Here is a 19,173-nt window from a genome sequence, read left to right on the forward strand (position 1 = left end):
GGACTCTTAACTCTTGATCGAGGTTTCAGGGGTTTTGACTTGTGCATCAATCGTTCGCGGTTCTTGCAGCTTGGCCATTTCTGCTTCTTCATCTTTGACTGATTTTTTAAAGTCTTTAATTGCACCGCCGACATCTTTACCCAGGTTTTTCAGCTTCGATGTACCAAACAATAAAATCACCACAATTGCAAAAATCAGCACATGCCAAATTGATAATCCTGCCATTATTTTATCCTCTATATTTCATGCCCCTATCTCAGCAGGCTTGTATGACAATGCAGTGACGCTTTAATGACAGTTTGCCGACACGGCAGCAGTGTAATGAGTAATTCATATGAAAAATCTATCATTAGATGAAAAGGATGCTGTGCTAGCATATAACCTGATATGGAAATCTCAGCAGCACTGTCATGGCCTTGATTCTTCCCCTGCTGTCTTTTTTGATTGGTTATTGGGGCGTGCAATATTTAAAGCCAATTCGACCTGTCTTGGCGGCTTTATTGGCACGTGTCCTGATTCCTGTGCTGATTATTTACAATATGGTGTTTTATAAAGCGGGCAGTCTGTGGCTGATGGGCTTTAGTATTTTTAGTTCAATTGTGCTGTTTAGCCTGTTTTATTATTTTGCCAAAGATAAATTGCGTGCGCTGTGTTTTAGCTATTTGAATGGCGTATGGCTCGGTCTGCCGTTTGCCTTAGCAGTGTTTGGCACTGACGCAATGTCGACCATGATTGCACTTTATATTGGTGGCTCATTATTTGGGAATGTCAGTGCTGTCATTGCCGTGAGCCAAACTCGCCAAGATTGGACATTTATTCTGAAAAATGTCCTGCAATCACCACCGGTGATCGCACTCAGTATTGCAGGGGTTTTATCATTTTGGGACTTTAGTCATTATGAGTTTCATCCCATCCTTCAATGGGCATATGCAGCCAATAAATTTTTAGTCACTTTTGCAGGAATGTGCATTTTGGGCATGTGGCTTCGTCATGTCCGTATTCAGCTGAGGGATTTAAAGCGCAGTCTGGTGCTGATCAGCGGGCGCTTTATTTTTGCATTAGGCTTGGCTGGTATTGCCTATATATTCTTGCCGATTCCACATCAGCTCCTGACTTATAGTGTAATGATGATGTATTTCTTATTGCCACCGGCAGCGAACATCGTGGCTTTAGAAACCCATTATCAGGGCACAGGGCATTCCGCTAAATATATTGCTTCGGGGACGATTGCGAGTGCAATTTTGATTGGGATCTATGGGCTGGTGTTGCATGCGGTGATGCCTACGCTATAAAGTTTCCTTTTTTGGAGAGAAGGCTAGAAAGAGTTATAAAGTCCCCCTTTGAAAAATGGGGATTTAGGGGGATTCATTAATGTTTAAATCTCTCCCAACCTCCCTTTGGGAAAGGGAGGGGTAAAACAAATTATTTCGCCAAACTGGCTTTAAACAGCTGCATGGCCTGACCACGATGACTGATTTTATTCTTTTCTTCTTTGCTCATTTCTGCACTGGAAATACCGAGTTCCGGCAACCAGAACAGCGGGTCATAACCGAAGCCATTTTCACCGCGTGCTGCTTCTAAAATTTCACCCGTCCAGATGCCCTGGAAAATTTGTGGCAGTGGATCTTCAGCATGTTGAACCAGTGCCAGTACACAGACAAACATGCCTTCAATCGCTTCGCTATCTTTACGCAATGGTTTCAAATCTGCCAGCAGTTTCTTATTGTTGGCGGCATCATTGCCATGTTCACCGGCATAACGTGCTGAGTAGATCCCAGGAGCTCCGCCAAGAACTGGCACACAAATGCCTGAGTCATCGGCAATCGCAGGTTTACCTGAGATTTTAGCCGCGTGGCGTGCCTTGATAATGGCATTTTCAACAAAGCTTAAACCATCTTCGATGGCATCTTCGATATTCAGTTGACCTTGAGGAATCACATCTACCGGCAGTTGCAGTTCCGCAAACATTTTCTCAAACTCGGCAATTTTACCTTTGTTATTACTTGCCAATACCAGTGTGCCTTGGGATAACCAATCTGTAGAAGCCATATGTCACTCATTCTCTAAATATCAATCGTGCTATTTTAACTGCCATTGCGGATTTGTAGGCAATAAAAAAGCACCCGAAGGTGCTATTTATACCATTCAGCTTATTGTGCCTGAATCCATCTGTCGGCACGGTCACGCGCCTGACGGATCTGTTCCTGGGTCAAGTTGGCCGCCAATGCTGTTTTCTTGCCTTCAGAAAGGGTAATCACTTTATTGTCGAGCATGCCATCACGGGTAGACAGTTCATACCACTGATAAGCACCCATGTAGTTTTTCTTTTTCTCTTCCATCATGGCCAGGTTAAAGCTGGCACGGTTATCACCACGGCTGGCTGCTTTTTCAAAATACTGACGTGCCAGCGCTTCATCTTTTCGGGTGCCCATGCCATCTGCCAGCATACGGCCGACATTTAACTGCGCCACAGCTAAACCTTGATCGGCAGCAGCTTTGTACCAGGCAAAGGCCTGTCGTTCATCTTTTTGAATGTCTTTGCCATACTGGTATTTGGTGGCCAGATAAAACTGTGCACCGGCCTGACCTGCTTTAGCTGCTTTGATCAGACTGTTGATATCCATTATTGAATACTGAGCCGCTTGACTGGCAACAGAAGGACTTGGAGCAACATAGTCTGCATGGGCTTGCATGCCAAAAAGTCCAGCCAGTAGCGTCGTACCTAATAATAATTTTTTCATAGCGCGCTCACTCGATAAATTGCGACTTCACCAAATAGATTAGGGAGATGTTTGCTGAGCAAACTATCTTCTTGATTCCCGTTCACAGCGAGTCGATTAATAATTTTGATGTTATTTTCCGCACAGAGTGCTTCAAAGTCACGGAATGTACATAAGTGGATATTCGGGGTGTTATACCACATATAAGGCAAGGCTTCAGAAACCGGCATTTTTCCTTTGATCGCCAAGAAAGAACGGGTCTTCCAGTGGGCAAAGTTTGGAAACGTAATAATGGCCTGTTTCCCTACACGCACCATATCACGCAATAATACGTCAGGTGCATCTACAGCCTGCAAAGCTTGTGCCATGACCACATTGTCAAAAGACTGGTCGGCAAAGCGGCTTAAACCGAGGTTTAAGTCTTGTTGGATGATATTTAACCCGCGACTGACCGCAATTGCAATCTTTTCCTGATCAATTTCTAATCCGTATGCACGAATATCGTGTTTTTTACTCATTTGTGCCAGCAGTTCACCATCGCCACAACCGAGGTCAAGTACGCTAGAACCGGGCTTAATCCACTTTTCAGCGAGTTGTTGATCGATACGCATTATACGGCCTCCTTCGGTGTGGCTTTCAGGTGTTCTTCACCACCCAGGAATGCACGCAAAGATTTTACATAGAGCGGAATCGGGAACAGGAAGGAATCATGACCCTGTTCGGCATCAATATCTAAATAGCTCACCGGTTTATGGTTGCTAATTAAGGCATCTACAATTTCCTGCGAGCGGGCAGGGGTAAAACGCCAGTCAGTCGTGAAGGACACCACCAAAAATTTGCACCGGGTATGGGCCATGGCTTTTTTCAGTGACTGCTCATATTCACGTGACGGATCAAAATAATCCAGTGCTTTGGTCATGATCAGATAGGTATTGGCATCGAAGTTACGGCTGAACTGTTCACCCTGATAACGCAAATAACTTTCGACCTGGAATTCGACATCAAAACCATACATAAATTTGCCAGATTTCAGATCACGGCCAAATTTCTGCTTCATGGCTTCTTCGGACAGGTAGGTAATATGACCGACCATACGCGCCAGGATCAGGCCACGTTTTGGATAGCTGTCATTTTCCAGATAACGACCATTATGGAAATCCGGGTCTGACAAAATCGACTGACGTGCCACTTCGTTAAAAGCAATATTCTGTGCAGAAAGCTTTGGAGCGCTGGCAATGATCACGCATTTTCTTAAACGGTTTGGATAATCCACTGACCATTGCAATGCCTGCATGCCACCCAGTGAACCGCCAATGATGGCATCCCAGGTATCAATTCCTAAACGATCAGAGAGCAGGGCTTGGGTTTTGACCCAGTCACGTACCGTAACCAATGGAAAATCGGGGCCATAAGGACGGTAGTCATTTTCAGGGTTTGGCGAGATCGGGCCGGTAGAGCCGCTACAGCCACCAATATTATTCAGTGAAACCACAAAGAATTTTGACGTATCAATAGCTTTGCCGGGACCAATACATGAATCCCACCAGCCGGCTTTTTTATCATCTTCATGATGATAGCCAGCAGCATGGTGATGACCGGAAAGGGCATGACAAATCAGAATGGCATTGGACTTATCGGCATTGAGTTCGCCATAAGTTTCAACCATCAGTTCAAAACGTGGGAGGATGCGACCGCATTCAAGCTCTAACGGCTCTTCAAATTGGAACTTTTGTGGGACAACAATGCCCACTGAGTCAGCTGGAAAAGACACGGGGAGGATTCGCCTTAAATCTTTAGTATGAATAATAAAAGGATACCACTAGCGGATATCCTTCTAAAGTCATTTTAGTGCTATGAATTATTGCTAATTCTAATACAGTCGTTTAGACCGCAGCAGCAATCACCTGATCAGTGCTTAATACACCCTGATCAATCAGACGGTTGGTCGAGGCAATAATTGCTTCAATTGAAGAGGTCACGATGTTGTCATGTACTCCTGCACCAAATGCAGATTTACCAGTACCTTTCACTTGAAGTTCGATCAAGGCCAAGGCTTTGGCATGAGCACCCGAACTGATGCTGCGCTCTTCATAGTTCACCACGTCAATCGGCAACTGAAGTGCATCCAAAATCGCAGAAATTGGACCATTGCCTTCACCACGAACACGACGTGACTGGCCATCAATTTCAAGATCCAGCTCAATCACCTGATTGCCATTGTCATCCGATAACTTGTAGTTTTTGGTTGAATAATGTACATGTTTAACATCGACATAGGTTTCTTTAAACAACTTCCAGATCTCGGTTGCAGAAATTTCAGTGCCTTGTTCATCAGTACGTTTTTGTACAATTTGCGAGAACTCGATTTGTAAACGACGTGGTAAAGTCACGTTGTAATTCGATTCTAACAAGTAGGCAATGCCGCCTTTACCTGACTGTGAGTTAACGCGAATCACCGCATCATAGTCACGATCCAAGTCTTTTGGATCGATTGGTAAATATGGCATATCCCACATTTCTTGGTCTTTCTGGAATTCGAAACCTTTTTTGATCGCATCCTGATGTGAACCGGAGAATGCAGTAAAGACCAAATCACCTGCGTATGGATGACGTGGATGTACTGGCAAACCGGTACATTCTTCTACAGTTGCGATAATTTCATTGATATTGGAGAAATCCAGGTTTGGCGCAACACCCTGGGTATACATGTTCAATGCGATTGCTGCCACATCGACGTTACCGGTACGCTCACCGTTCCCAAACACACAACCTTCAACACGATCGGCACCGGCCATAATCGCCAATTCAGATGCCGCGATGCCGCAACCACGGTCATTATGACAGTGCACAGAAATAATCACGCCGTCACGACGCTGAATGTTGCGGTGCATCCATTCGATTTGATCGGCATAGATGTGTGGACCTGAGACTTCTACCGTTGCTGGCAAATTCAAGATCACTTTATTGGTCGGTGATGCTTCCCAGATTTCAGTCACAGCATCACAGACATCTTTTGCGACTTCTAATTCAGTCGCAGTGAAACATTCCGGACTGTACTGGAAGACAAATTCAGTTTCAGGCTGTTTTGCGGCATATTCTTTGACTTTTTGTGCTGCATTGACGGCTAATTGTTTTGCGCCCGCTACATCTACATTCAAGACTTTCTCGCGGAAAGTCGGTGAATTGGAGTTGTAGATATGCACAATGGCACGTTTTGCACCCTGTAAAGATTCAAAGGTACGAGCAATTAAATGATCACGGGCTTGAACCAAAACTTCGATATAAACATCTTCAGGAATATGATCTTCTTCAATCAATTTACGAGTGAAATCAAAGTCAATTTGCGATGCTGAAGGGAAACCAATTTCAATATGCTTGAAACCGATTTTCACCAACATCTGGAACATCTTGAATTTTTGCTCCATGTTCATTGGCTCGAAGATCGCCTGGTTACCATCACGCAGGTCAGTACTCATCCAGATTGGCGCTTTGTTGATTTCATTGTTCGGCCATTGACGGTCTGGTAAGTCCACACGTTGATACATGCGACGGTATTTTTTACTTGGATCAGCCAACATCATGAGAGAGCTCCTTGTGTAACCTGATAGAGTCTGCGCTTGGTTAAAGCACTGGCAAAGGTTACCGAATAGATTGTGTCTATAATCGTCTACATACAGATTGGAACCAGCATTAAAACTAAAAATCTTCTGGAATATTTGGGATTTAGTTTTAATCACAAAACCTGCATGATCAACTTATAACTTTAAGTTTAATCCAGTTAAACCGAAAAGTTTTTGCTTTTTTAATAGATTTTAGTCGTATCTTAATAAAGATTTTCTTATAAGCTTTAAGTTTTGAAAAATATTCCCATGTATTTTAAGTATAGTGTTTTATATTTTCTTAATTTTGAAATAAGCCGTTATTTTTTACACCCAATCATGCCATATCAGCCTATGTTTTTAGAAAAGATAGCCCTAGATGGCTAAAGACATTTAATCCGGGCAAGCTTTTAAAGCTCGGCCCATTTGCGCATGAGGTTGTGATACAAATTGGTCAGTTTCATAACTTCGGCATGCTGATCACCCAGCTGCATTCTCAGGTTTTGAATACTCTGATCCAGATTAAACAGCATATGCCGTTCTGCATCATCCCGGATCATGCTTTGTACCCAAAAAAATGAAGCAATTCGACAACCGGCAGTGATGGGCGTGACTTCATGCAGGCTGGTGGATGGATACAGAATCATATCGCCGGCAGGCAATTTTACTTCGTGATAACCGTAAGTGTCTTCGACCACCAGTTCACCACCGGCATATTCTTCAGGTTCACTCAAAAAAACCGTACAGGATAAGTCGGTTCTGAGACGTTCATTCGTGCCGCGAATACGGCGAATGGAGTTGTCGACATGGAAACCGAAGGCTTCGTTATTTTCATAACGGTTGAACAGAGGGGGAATGATATCGAGTGGAATCGCAGCCGATAGAAATAGCGGATGTTGACCCAATGATTCAAGAATAATATTACTTAAATGATGGGTCAGGGGATAATCTTCAGGCAATTGCTGATTCTGTTTCACCGTTGCAGAGAGCGTACCAGCCGTAACCTTGCCATTCACCCACTCGATTTTATTCATCTCCTCACGGAAATATTGCACTTGTTCTTTGCTCAGTACGTTTGGGATATGATGCAGCACGAAGACTTCCCGAATATTTTAGTTTGAAAATAGCATAGCCTCAATTTAGAGACTATGCAGCGTTATTGCTCAAGAATGATTAGTATTTAAAGTTGACTGCCAATACCGCGCTACGACCTTCTGCTTCAGTGGCATAGTGAGATGCATAAGCTTTGGTAAAGTAACGTTCATCAGACAGGTTGTTGACGTTCAATTGTAAATCAACATTTTTATTTACGTTATAACGTGCCATCGCGTCGTAACGTACATAGCCCGGAACATATTTTGTATTCGCAGCATCGCCATAGACTTTATCCATTGCCACAGCACCCGCACCTAAAGTTAAAGCTGGAGTTATTGCATAAGTTGTCCACAGGGTTGCGCTGTTTTTAGGCACATTCTGCATTTGTTTACCTTTGGCAGGGTTATCCGGTGTACACACGCCTTGACGGTTACAAGATGGACCTGGATTCACAGTTTCGCTGTCTAGATAAGTATAGCCAGCTGAAACTGCCCATTTATCGGTAATATTACCGTTTAAGCCCAATTCGATACCATCAACTTGGGTTTCACCGCCATTAGTATATGTACTAGCATCCAGTTGAATCCGCGTATTTTGTTTTTCTGTTCGGAAAATGGCAGCAGTTAAATTCAGTTTTTCATCTAATAAGTCCCATTTTGTTCCGATTTCAAAAGTACGAGCTTCTTCAGGGTCAAGGTCTTTATTGTTGGCATTGACTGTTGCTTCAGAGCCATCACCTGCATCAATCCCTACTGGGTTTGCAGAAGTCGAATAACTCGCATAGATCGAACCATTTTCTACAGGTTTAAATGTTAAGCCTGCTTGATATGAGAAAAAGTCCGTATTGTTTTCAATTTTTACACCGGTTGCATTGGTTTTAAGTTCCGTATCGAATTTATCCCAACGTGCACCTAGATCGACTATCCATTGAGGATTGATTTCTATGCTGTCTAATAAATAGATAGATGTTGTTTCTGCAGTTGTTGTGGTGACGGCTTTATTTACAGTAATACTGCCTAACCATGGATCTCGTGAATTAGGGTTAAGAGCAGAAGTACACCAGTATTCAGATGCAGCACCTTGTCCATAACCGTAATTTGTAGAACATGCACCAGATGCAGGGTTACCTCCAATTGGGTTGGTCATTACAGGTTTACCATCTTTATCAAAGACTGGGTTGCCAGCAGCATCAACTGTTTGAACAGGTTTAACATTGCCAGAATTGTTAACTGTATAATTGCCTTTATCTGATTCTAGATAACTATATTCAGCACCGATATTAAAGCTATGTTGTAAAGCACCTGTATTAAACTTGCCGCGTAAGCTTAGCTGATCGCTATAGCCTTCTGTGTCGGTAATACGCGTATTGGCACGGCGCCAAACTTCATCATTGGCAATATTTTTTTGACTATCGTCAGGTTGAGTCCATACATAATTATTTTTTGATCGGGTATAACTTGCAATGTTAGAAAGTGTTAAATTTTCATTTAAATCATGTTCTAACTTAAATGTACCAATTTGATTTTCTTGTTTTTGGAAGTCACGATTAAGCCATCCGTAGTAAATGCCTTGTTTTACATCAATGGGTTTACCAATAGTATCAGCAGTTCCAAGTGTCCCGTAAGGTACACCAGCATCAGGCGTATCATCAGACTTTAAGTAGTAATAGCCCAAAGTCGCGCGAGTAGGGGTGTCCAGACCAAAGCTAATACTTGGCGCAATACCGGCACGTTTATATTCCGCACCATCTTTCTGGCCAGCTTTTTCATTATGATGGCCCATTACCGCAACACGTGCTGCGATACCATTTCCGAAATCTTTATTGCCATCTAAAGTAATACGTTGATAGTTATCTGTGCCGCCAGCGACCGAGCCTTCTAAAAAGTCACCTTTCTTCGCAACTTTAGAAATCATGTTGATGCTACCACCGGTCGCTCCTGCGCCGCCCATGGCAGACGCAGAACCTTTAGTCACTTCGACCTGTTCGACAGCAAACATTTCACGGTTTTGTGAAGTGGCATTACGAACGCCGTCTACATACATGGAGCTTTCAGAGTTATAACCACGAATAAACGGACGATCGCCGTTTGGATTGCCCCCTTCACCTGCACCTAGGGTAATACCCGGCACAGTACGTAAAGCATCACTTAAAGTCGTCACTTGCGTATCTGCAATCAGCTGTTTTGAAATAACGGATACTGATTTTGGTGTGTCGAGTAAAGGAGCAACAAATTTACTGTTTGCAGATTGATCTACTTTTAAGCTGGGTGCTTGTTCAGCTTTGACTTCTTGATGAATGGTGTCAAGTCGAACTACATTTTCTTCAGCAATTGCATGTGTTCCGACAATTGATAAAGACGAAACAATTGCAGAGGAAACGATTTTTTTACGTGTTTTAATAAAGGTCATGTTAAACCTAAGAAATGAATTTGAAAATGTATGCGAATAATAATGATTCTTGTTTTTACTTTGATCTTTTTATCATGGGAATTCATGATCTTTAAGAAAATGTTAAATGAGTTCTTAAATGTAATGATGTAACAATAGTTATTTAAGTATTTGTTTTTAATTAATATTGAAAAATAAATTGGATTGTTAAATTTTTATTGATAATAGTGATGTTTATGGAAGGGTATAAATTAGCAAGGTTTCGGAAGGTGCTGGTCTAGCGACAGTAAAAAACCCTGCTAGGGCAGGGTTTTTTATTGCAATTACTTTAAGTTTTAGAAGTCATAAGACAGAGATAACCAGTAGTTGCGATCAGGAATATATGTTCCTGCTAAACCACTTGTAGTTTTAGTATAAAGAAAGGCATTTTCTACATCATTATCACTGTTGATGAACGTTTTGTAGTCGCCAAAGTCTTTGTTCAATAAGTTATTCACTCGACCTGAAACCGTCACTTGGTTACTTACTTTATAAGAAGCACCTAAATTGAATAACTCATATGCTTTTAATTTATTACCAACGGCATCAATCTCGCGACTTATATTTACATCATTAAGATTAGGATTCGTGAAGCGAACACGATCAGATTTATATTCAGCTTCTAACCATGTGGTGAACTTATCATTAACATACCAAGTTCCTGTGAAGTTCAAAGCATGACGAGGTGTATTTTCAATAGGATTACCTTTGTTTTCACCTTCGGTAATTTCAGATTCTAACCACGTATAGTTTGCTTTTACATCAAAGCTTGGAGAGATATCGTATTTTGCACTTAGCTCAACACCATAGCTTTCAGCTTTATCAGCATTACCTTCAAAGCCGAAGTTTTGTTGATTATCGAAACTACCTACAGTCATACAGTCACTCGCAGGCGCTTGTCCTGCTGGGCGACCTGCCCATAAACAGTTTTCAAACACACGTGCATCGCTGACAATAATGTCTTTAAATTGAGTAAAGAATGCCGTAGTCGTTAAAGAGAAATTAGATAAGTTATCGTAAACGAAACCAAGCTCATAGTTTGTGGTTTCTTCAGGCTTAAGATCTGGATTACCCAAGGTCACGTTTCGACCTTGAGAGCTAAATCCGTTAATGCCGCTATGGAGATCATTGGCTGTTGGAACTTTATAGCCTGTGCTCACGCCACCTTTTAATGTCCATTGATCATTCGTATTCCAAACTAAGTAAGCACGAGGTGTGAAGTGGCCACCAAAAGCGCTATGGTCTTCGTAGCGACCACCGAAAGTGAGCGCAAGTGAATCAGTTAGATTCCATTCATCTTCAGCAAATATAGACCAAGAGTCTTGCTCAAATGCAACACTATTACCTGCTGAATTGTCAATGGTTTCACCATCTTTATATTCAACACCAGCAGTAACTTTATGATTGCCAAGCGTTGAAATTATACGAGAATCAACAGTTAAGTCTTTATTTTCTAAGATACGATCTTGGGTACCATCAGAGAAATAGTTGTATTCAGGAACATTACCTTTAGGTAAGCGACGACCTTCTTGTTCAGAAGTTACATAGCTTGCAAACGTTTTCCATTGACCGAAATTTAACTCAGTATCGACACCAGCAGAAATACGATCTCTTAAAAATTTGATTTCATCTTTATATGAGCCTGGGCCAGATGGTAAACCTGTCGTGCGGTTGAATTCGTAAAGTTCGCCTAAGCGAGCATCGCTATTATTGAAACGTTGTTCAGAATGATCGAAATCAACCCAAGTAGACACATTATCATTCAGGTTATAGGTCAATTTTGTACCAACAGCATAATTATTTGCTTCTACAGTACGAGGATCTCGTCCTTGACTACCTTCATCAATAGTTTTTGCAGGTGTCACAAGTCGATCTGATTCGTCACGATGGAAAAACTCACCGCGTACTTGAATGCCAAGCTTATCTTGAATCAATGGACCATTTACGACTGCGCTAGTTTTCCAGTTATTGCCAATCTCAGAATTTTCTTGAATATTTTGCTCAACAGAAACATTACCATTCCACTCAGAAGAGACCTTTTTGGTAATGATGTTGATAATACCGCCCATTGCATCTGAGCCATATAGTGTAGACATTGGACCACGAATCACTTCAATACGTTCAATAGAAGCTAAAGGTGGCATAAAACTGGTAGAGAATTCACCAAAACCGTTTGGGCCAATTGAGCCAGAGGTATTTTGACGTTGACCATCAATTAAAATAAGGGTGTAGCTTTGATTTAAACCACGCATTTGGATATTAAGGCCGCCTGTTTTACCTTGACCATTACGTACGTCAACACCAGGAACTTCTGTAAGTGCATCAGCAATGCTGGTAATGCCCTTTTTCTTTAGGTCTTCAGCAGTGACCACACTAATAGAGGCAGGTGCATTTTTTAATTCTTGTTCAAAGCCAGTCGCTGACACCACAATCGTGGAAAGTTGAGTTGTCGGAACAGATGTTGTGCTTGTTGTTTCAGCATGTGCAGCAGCTGTTGTAACCCCAAGAATAGCCACAGCTAAAGGTCGAAGATTAAAATCACGCATAACCAAAATTCCAATATGGAGAGAGTTCAGAGTTTTGTATCAAATTTGAAAGTGAATACTAGTGATAATATTTATCATTTGCAATAAAAATATACAATTCCTTCATTTCAATTTAATCGCCTGAATATTTGAAAAGACGCCAATTCAAGTAAAAAAAGGGTTTAAAAACTGGAACTCGCGCGTATTTTTTGTATATCCTTAAATGTTGTCATATAATGTGGCACATTTTTATAAACCTGTTATAACCTAATATATAGAGGAAGCCATGCAAGTAACTTCTGAAGCGGTTTCGGGCGTTGCCCGTCGTTTAAATGTTTCTGTACCGACGAGCCGTATTAATGAGCAATTTGAAGCTCGTTTAAAACGCACTGCTAAAACTGCGAAGATCAACGGCTTCCGTCCAGGTAAAGTGCCTGTAAACGTAGTTCGTCGTGAATACGGCGCGGGTATCTACCAAGAAGTGGTAAACGATATTATTCGTGACACAGTTTTCGAAGCAATCCAGCAAGAGAAAATCAATGCTGTGGGCATGCCAAACATCGAAAAAACTGAAATGAAAGACGACGCGCTGGTATATACAGCGACTGTTGAAGTTTATCCAGAAGTTGAAGTGAAATTCGAAGGTCTGGAAGTTGAACGTAAAGCAACTGAAGTCAACGATAAAGACGTTGAGAAGATGATCGAAAATCTTCAAAAACAACGTGCTGCTTGGGCTGAAACCAAAGGCATGGCTAAAAAAGACATGCAAGTGACTTTTGATTTCGAAGGTACGGTTGATGGCGAGAAATTTGAAGGCGGCGCTGCTGAAGACTTCAAACTTGTACTCGGTTCTGGCCGTATGATTCCTGGCTTCGAAGACGGCATCGTTGGTATGAAGAAAGGCGAAGAGAAAGTGATCGATGTAACTTTCCCTGAAGATTACCAAGCTGAAAACCTTGCGGGTAAACAAGCTCAATTCAAAATCACTGTGAAGCTTGTTGAAAAACAAAAACTTCCAGAAATTGATGCTGAATTCCTGGAAATCTTCGGTGTGTCTGAAGAAGAAGGCGTTGAGAAGTTGAAAGCTGACGTTCGTAAAAACATGGAACGTGAAGTGAAAAACGGCCTGCGTAACCAGGTAAAAGGTGCGACTTTTGATGCGCTTGTAGCTGCAAACGAAGTTGAACTTCCAGCGGCTATGCTTGCTCAAGAAATTGACCGTCAACGTCAACAAATGATTCAGCAGTTCACTCAACAGTTCGGTGCTCAAGGTGCGCAAGCATTTGATTCAAGCATGCTTCCAGACGAATTGTTCAAAGAACAAGCTGAAAAATCTGTAAAACTTGGTGTATTGGTTAGCCGTGTTTTAGCTGATGCGAAAATCGAAGTAGATGCTGCACGTGTTGAAGCGTATATCCAAGACATGGCGTCTTCTTATGAAGATCCAAACGAAGTGATCGAATACTTCAAAAACGATGCGCAACAACGTCAACAAATCGAAGCTGTTGTACTAGAAGACCAAGTTGTTGATTACATTTTGGCTTCTGCTAAAGTAACTGATGCGACTGTAAGCTATGAAGACTTATTGAAAGAGCAGCAAGCTCGTCAACAAGCTTAATTTTAGCTTTCCATAAAAAAGGCGCTTGATGCGCCTTTTTTTCATATTGATGCCTGAAAAAAGTATTTCTGATTTTCACAAAACTAATGCAAAAAATATGATGGATTTATTGGCGAATTTTTTGCAATTTCAGTGATTATCCCTCATATTGTGATTATGGGTTAGGTCACAAAAAATTTAGGAATAAATAAACGTATGTATGTTCCAACGATTGAAAACGCTTTAGTGCCAATGGTGGTAGAACAATCCTCTCGTGGTGAGCGTTCTTTTGATATTTATTCACGCCTTTTGCGTGAACGTGTAATTTTTATGACGGGCGAAGTTGAAGACAATATGGCGAACCTTATCGTTGCGCAAATGTTGTTTTTAGAGGCTGAAAATCCAGATAAAGATATTCATTTATATATCAACTCGCCAGGTGGTTCAGTGACTGCAGGTATGGCAATTTATGACACCATGCAGTTTATCAAACCTGACGTGGTGACCTATTGTATGGGGCAGGCAGCATCTATGGGTGCCTTCCTGCTCAATGCCGGAACTAAAGGTAAGCGTTACTGCTTAGAAAATGCCCGTGTTATGATTCATCAGCCACTCGGTGGTTTCCGTGGTCAGGCTTCGGATATTGAAATTCATGCCCGTGAAATTCTATTTATTAAAGAACGTTTAAATCGTTTAATGGCTGAACACAGCGGTCAGGAATACGAGAAAGTAGCACGCGATACAGACCGTGATAACTTTATGACTGCTCAGCAAGCGAAAGAATACGGTCTTGTGGACGAAGTTTTAACTAAACGTCCATAAGTTTTAAAGATTCAGATAGTGGAGTAAATATGTCCGAACATCCTCAAGGACAAAAGCATTGTTCATTTTGCGGTAAAACGCAGTCTGAAGTCGGGAAGCTGATTGCAGGCGAGGACGCATACATTTGTAACGAATGTGTGGACGTATGCTTAGATTTGGTTCAAACCAGTCAACAGGTGGAAACCAATGACTGGGCCAATCGTCCTTTGCCGAAACCACAGGAAATCCGTGCGGCCTTGGATCAATATGTCATTGGTCAGGATATCGCAAAAAAGACCTTGTCGGTTGCAGTGTATAACCATTACAAGCGCCTGAAAGTGCAGAATAATGGCAAAAAAGCTGACGATTCAGTTGAACTTTCAAAAAGTAATATCATGCTGGTCGGCCCGACGGGCTCAGGCAAAACCTTGCTTGCACAAACGCTGGCGCGCCTTCTTGATGTACCCTTTGCCATGGCAGATGCAACCACACTGACCGAAGCAGGTTATGTGGGTGAAGATGTAGAAAACATTGTACAGAAGCTTTTGCAAAAAGCCGATTATGATGTCGAGAAAGCACAGAAGGGCATTATCTATATCGACGAGATCGACAAGATTACCCGCAAGTCTGAAAATCCATCGATTACGCGTGATGTATCGGGTGAAGGCGTACAGCAGGCTTTATTGAAAATGATCGAAGGTACGGTTGCTTCGATTCCGCCCCAAGGTGGCCGTAAGCATCCGCAGCAAGAATTCATTCAGATTGATACATCCAACATTCTGTTTATCTGTGGTGGTGCATTCTCTGGACTTGAGAAAATTGTGCAGCAGCGTCAGGAAAAAGGTGGCATCGGCTTTACCGCAGAAGTGCGTAAAAAAGATGAAACCAAGAAGCTGTCTGATCTGTTCCGTCAAGTTGAAGCAACAGACCTAGTGAAATTTGGTTTAATTCCAGAATTTATTGGTCGTTTGCCGGTGATTGCCACTTTGGATGAGTTAGATGAAGAAGCCTTGATGCAGATTCTGACTGAACCGAAGAATGCATTAACCCGTCAGTATCAACATCTGTTTGATATGGAAGACGTGGATCTGGTCTTTGAAGAATCCGCATTACGTGCCGTGGCGAAAAAAGCGGTTGAGCGTAATACTGGCGCGCGTGGTCTACGTTCGATCCTGGAAAATTCATTACTCGAAACTATGTATGACCTGCCAAGCCGTAGCGATGTCGGCACGGTGGTCGTCAATGAAGCGGTGATTAAAGGTGAAGCAGAGCCAGAATATCGTGCCGAGCGTCAACCGCATGAGCAGCAAGAGACAGCGACAAAAATAGATTTAAAAGTGGTGAATAGCAAATCTGCTTAACTGCTATTCATCCGAAACCTGCGAAAACTCCGTGTTTTCGCAGGTTTTTTATTTCCAAAAATAAAGCTGGATGTTAATCTGATTGACTAGACGTGGATGCCTAAAACTTATAAAAAATAAATCGCAAAGCACTTGCATATAAAAGAATAAAGACGCAGTGAGGGATAAGTATGCGTGGAGTCGCAATTGTACTCATCAGCAGTTTGGCATTGCTGGGGTGTCATGGTAAGAAAGCCGTCGTTGAGCCTACACAGTCACTCAGCACTCTAAAAAATATTGATCTTGAAAAAAAACCGGGCTTTGTGGAACAGCATCGTATTGGTATGTTTACTATTGGTGGCTGGGTCAATCAAAAGCAGGGCAATCAGTTTCAAACGGTGAAACCACAACATGATCAAGCCGCCATCGTGTACTTATACCGTCCTGATTCCAGATGGAACCGTCAGGAAATTGTCGCTGCCAGCCTGTTTATCAATCAAGAACATATTCCAAGTCTTTTGCATAATCATTATTACTGGATTGAAGTTCCTACAGGAACATATCGTTTAAGTACCAGTCGACCGTTGGGTGCTTTGCATTTTCAGAAGCCTAAATATCTGGATTTTAGTGTGGAAGCAGGACAATCCTATTTTATTAAATATGATGAAGAAAATATCAGCACCCGGCGTAGTGTCTCGGGGCCCTTCATGCTCATGCCGGAAAAGGTCGGTCTGAATGAAATTGCTTTTACTCAGCTTAAATCTCACAGTTTTAACTTTGTGGCGCAAGATCAGGAAACTGGCCAGATTCGCAAAAAAGCCCAGAAAATTGAACCAACTGCTTATGATCCATCATTAGATGTACAGTTGAAGGCACCTTTTAAACTTTGGGATCCGCGTACTTGGTAATGGAACATTTCCCAGAATAAATATAATAAAAAAGCACCGATAGAGGGTAATGTTGATCAGTTAAGGAGTTTAGAAATAGACTCTTTAATTTTTTAGTCATTCACAGCGGAGTATTAATTTTATAAATCAAATTCTTGTAAATTATTTGTTACTTTGGTTTCGCCCAAATGAGAAGCGAAGCTTCGCAAGGAAGGCATCTTGCGGAGCAACACTCCTCATCCGCAAAACTCGTCAGCCACCATCGACCAGTAAGTTTGTCGCAGAAACAATCATTTTTAAATCTTGCGGTGCAATACACCTCATGCCTCAAACAGTTGCGGATGACTTTTCTATCTATCAGATATAATCATGAATTTGAAAAAGAAAATGCCAGTCAATTCCTTAACTGACTGGCATTACCGATAGAGGGTGCTTTGTTATTGCAGTCAAAATTAGCCTGCAGCAGCGTCCACGACTGGAATCTTGCCAATTTTAGCTTGCCAGATTTTCGGTGCAGTCGCGTGAATAGAAGTACCATTCACATCAACCGCGACAGAAACCGGCATATCTTTCACGACAAACTTGTAAATTGCTTCCATACCCAAGTCAGCAAACGCCACCACTTCAGCTTCACGGATCGCTTTCGATACCAAGTAAGCAGCACCGCCGACAGCCATGAGGTAAGTTGCCTGGTTGTCTTTAATGGCTTCAACGGCAGCAGGACCACGGTCCGCTTTACCGATCATGCCGAACATGCCAGTTGCTTCAAGGACTTGACGTGTGAATTTATCCATACGCGTAGCCGTTGTTGGACCAGCAGGGCCTACAACTTCATCACCGACTGGATCGACTGGACCGACGTAGTAGATAAACTTGCCTTTCAGATCAACAGGAAGTTCTTCGCCATTGTTGAGCATGTCGACCATACGTTTGTGTGCAGCATCACGACCTGTATAGATTGTACCGTTAAGAAGAAGCGTATCGCCTGGTTTCCAAGCATTCATCTCTTCTTGAGTAATTGTGTCGAGGTCAACACGTTTAGAGCTTGAAGAATCCCAAGTGACTTCAGGATAGTCTTCAAGTTTTGGTGCGATGATGTTGGCAACACCCGTACCATCTAATGTAAAGTGTGCATGACGAGTCGCAGCACAGTTCGGGATCATACCGACTGGCTTACCCGCAGCATGACATGGATAATCTTTGATTTTAATATCAAGTACAGTGGTTAAACCGCCGAGACCTTGTGCACCAATACCCAGAGCATTTACTTTTTCGAAGATTTCGATACGAAGCTCTTCCATTTTGCTTTGTGGACCACGACGAAGCAATTCGTCCATGTTGATCTCTTCCATCAATGCTTCTTTGGCCAGCATCATGGCTTTTTCGGCAGTACCACCAATCCCGATCCCGAGCATACCAGGAGGACACCAGCCTGCACCCATGGTTGGAACAGTTTTCAGTACCCAATCTACGATTGAATCAGATGGGTTCAACATCGCCAGTTTAGATTTGTTTTCTGAACCGCCACCTTTGGCTGCTACAGTGATATCTACTTTATTACCAGGCACAAGCTTGTGGTAAATCACGGCAGGAGTGTTGTCTTTGGTATTCTTACGACCAAAAGCAGGATCGGCCAGAACTGATGCACGAAGCACGTTCGAGTTTTCTAAATAACCCTGACGTACGCCTTCATTGATTGCATCATCCAGGCTCATGGTTAAATCGAATTTAACGTCCATGCCCACTTCAACAAATACGTTGACGATACCGGTATCTTGACAGATTGGGCGGTGGCCTTCTGCACACATGCGTGAGTTAATTAAGATTTGCGCGATCGCATCTTTAGCAGCTTTGTTCTCTTCACGATCATACGCACGGCTCATCGCTTGGATAAAGTCTTGTGGGTGATAGTAAGAAATGAACTGAAGCGCATCTTTAACCGATGTGATCAAGTCATCTTGCTTGATAATAGTTGTCATACAAATATCTCTTGAGCGGGCTGATAGCTAGCGGGCTAAATTATAAGACAAAAGAATCGGGTTGTGGGCATTTTGGGCGAGCATTGGCCGAAAGTTTATAGTTTAAGTAATCTGAGCAAGGACTTTAGCTATTCAATGGGTCAAATATGACAGCAAGTTGTCATATTCAGTGTCATATTTCAGATTAAAAATACGTATAATTT

At 42.2% G+C, this 19,173-nt stretch carries 15 protein-coding genes; 5 read left to right on the plus strand and 10 right to left on the minus strand.

The window, feature by feature from the left end; genetic code table 11:
• Positions 1 to 6: 6 nt before the first annotated feature.
• Positions 7 to 225 carry a Sec-independent protein translocase subunit TatA gene (gene tatA, locus FTV29_RS10540; protein ID WP_100355649.1) on the minus strand — a complete coding sequence of 73 codons (219 nt, stop codon included), beginning with the start codon at positions 223 to 225 and terminating at the stop codon, positions 7 to 9.
• Between the two features lie 185 nt (positions 226 to 410).
• Between tatA and FTV29_RS10545 the strand changes: the two genes are divergently transcribed.
• Positions 411 to 1,292 carry a permease gene (locus FTV29_RS10545; RefSeq protein WP_100534627.1) on the plus strand — a complete coding sequence of 294 codons (882 nt, stop codon included), beginning with the start codon at positions 411 to 413 and terminating at the stop codon, positions 1,290 to 1,292.
• 130 nt (positions 1,293 to 1,422) lie between these two features.
• Here FTV29_RS10545 and rdgB read toward each other — a convergent pair whose 3' ends face one another.
• From rdgB to FTV29_RS10585, 8 genes are all read right to left on the minus strand, one after another.
• Positions 1,423 to 2,049 (minus strand): RdgB/HAM1 family non-canonical purine NTP pyrophosphatase, encoded by a 627-nt coding sequence (gene rdgB / locus FTV29_RS10550; protein WP_180075494.1) that lies wholly within the window; start codon positions 2,047 to 2,049, stop codon positions 1,423 to 1,425.
• A gap of 101 nt (positions 2,050 to 2,150) precedes the next feature.
• Positions 2,151 to 2,741 (minus strand): tetratricopeptide repeat protein, encoded by a 591-nt coding sequence (locus tag FTV29_RS10555; protein ID WP_005095562.1) that lies wholly within the window; start codon positions 2,739 to 2,741, stop codon positions 2,151 to 2,153.
• Positions 2,738 to 3,331, minus strand: a complete 594-nt coding sequence (gene metW / locus FTV29_RS10560) for a methionine biosynthesis protein MetW (protein WP_005095565.1) — start codon at positions 3,329 to 3,331, stop codon at positions 2,738 to 2,740. Before metW ends, FTV29_RS10555 begins: the two co-directional genes overlap by 4 nt.
• Positions 3,331 to 4,491 carry a homoserine O-acetyltransferase gene (locus tag FTV29_RS10565; RefSeq protein WP_180075495.1) on the minus strand — a complete coding sequence of 387 codons (1,161 nt, stop codon included), beginning with the start codon at positions 4,489 to 4,491 and terminating at the stop codon, positions 3,331 to 3,333. Before FTV29_RS10565 ends, metW begins: the two co-directional genes overlap by 1 nt.
• 112 nt (positions 4,492 to 4,603) lie before the next feature.
• On the minus strand, positions 4,604 to 6,301 hold the full coding sequence (leuA, locus tag FTV29_RS10570; protein ID WP_180075496.1) for a 2-isopropylmalate synthase: 1,698 nt from the start codon (positions 6,299 to 6,301) through the stop codon (positions 4,604 to 4,606).
• Positions 6,302 to 6,729: 428 nt separating this feature from the next.
• A complete protein-coding gene (locus tag FTV29_RS10575; protein WP_159138503.1) occupies positions 6,730 to 7,413 on the minus strand; it encodes a Fe2+-dependent dioxygenase in 684 nt (227 codons plus the stop codon).
• Positions 7,414 to 7,492: 79 nt separating this feature from the next.
• A complete protein-coding gene (locus FTV29_RS10580) occupies positions 7,493 to 9,823 on the minus strand; it encodes a TonB-dependent siderophore receptor (protein ID WP_159138502.1) in 2,331 nt (776 codons plus the stop codon).
• 314 nt (positions 9,824 to 10,137) lie between these two features.
• Positions 10,138 to 12,387: a TonB-dependent receptor domain-containing protein gene (locus FTV29_RS10585; RefSeq protein WP_159138501.1), complete on the minus strand. Its 2,250-nt coding sequence runs from the start codon at positions 12,385 to 12,387 to the stop codon at positions 10,138 to 10,140.
• Between the two features lie 265 nt (positions 12,388 to 12,652).
• Here FTV29_RS10585 and tig point away from each other — a divergent pair, with 265 nt between their 5' ends.
• The 4 genes from tig (at position 12,653) to FTV29_RS10605 (ending at position 17,012) form a co-directional block, all read left to right on the plus strand.
• Complete coding sequence (gene tig, locus FTV29_RS10590; RefSeq protein ID WP_005095580.1) at positions 12,653 to 13,984, plus strand: trigger factor; 1,332 nt, start codon at positions 12,653 to 12,655, stop codon at positions 13,982 to 13,984.
• A 195-nt stretch (positions 13,985 to 14,179) separates the two neighbouring features.
• Positions 14,180 to 14,785 (plus strand): ATP-dependent Clp endopeptidase proteolytic subunit ClpP, encoded by a 606-nt coding sequence (gene clpP / locus FTV29_RS10595; protein ID WP_005095582.1) that lies wholly within the window; start codon positions 14,180 to 14,182, stop codon positions 14,783 to 14,785.
• A 29-nt stretch (positions 14,786 to 14,814) separates the two neighbouring features.
• A complete protein-coding gene (gene clpX / locus FTV29_RS10600; RefSeq protein ID WP_005095585.1) occupies positions 14,815 to 16,125 on the plus strand; it encodes an ATP-dependent protease ATP-binding subunit ClpX in 1,311 nt (436 codons plus the stop codon).
• A gap of 170 nt (positions 16,126 to 16,295) precedes the next feature.
• Positions 16,296 to 17,012, plus strand: a complete 717-nt coding sequence (locus FTV29_RS10605) for a DUF2846 domain-containing protein (protein ID WP_100357538.1) — start codon at positions 16,296 to 16,298, stop codon at positions 17,010 to 17,012.
• Positions 17,013 to 17,443: 431 nt separating this feature from the next.
• Here FTV29_RS10605 and FTV29_RS10610 read toward each other — a convergent pair whose 3' ends face one another.
• Complete coding sequence (locus FTV29_RS10610) at positions 17,444 to 18,970, minus strand: fumarate hydratase (RefSeq protein ID WP_159138499.1); 1,527 nt, start codon at positions 18,968 to 18,970, stop codon at positions 17,444 to 17,446.
• Positions 18,971 to 19,173 lie beyond the last annotated feature (203 nt).

This window comes from Acinetobacter sp. YH12254 (genome assembly GCF_013417415.1).
GTDB classification, from domain to species: Bacteria; Pseudomonadota; Gammaproteobacteria; order Pseudomonadales; family Moraxellaceae; genus Acinetobacter; species Acinetobacter pseudolwoffii.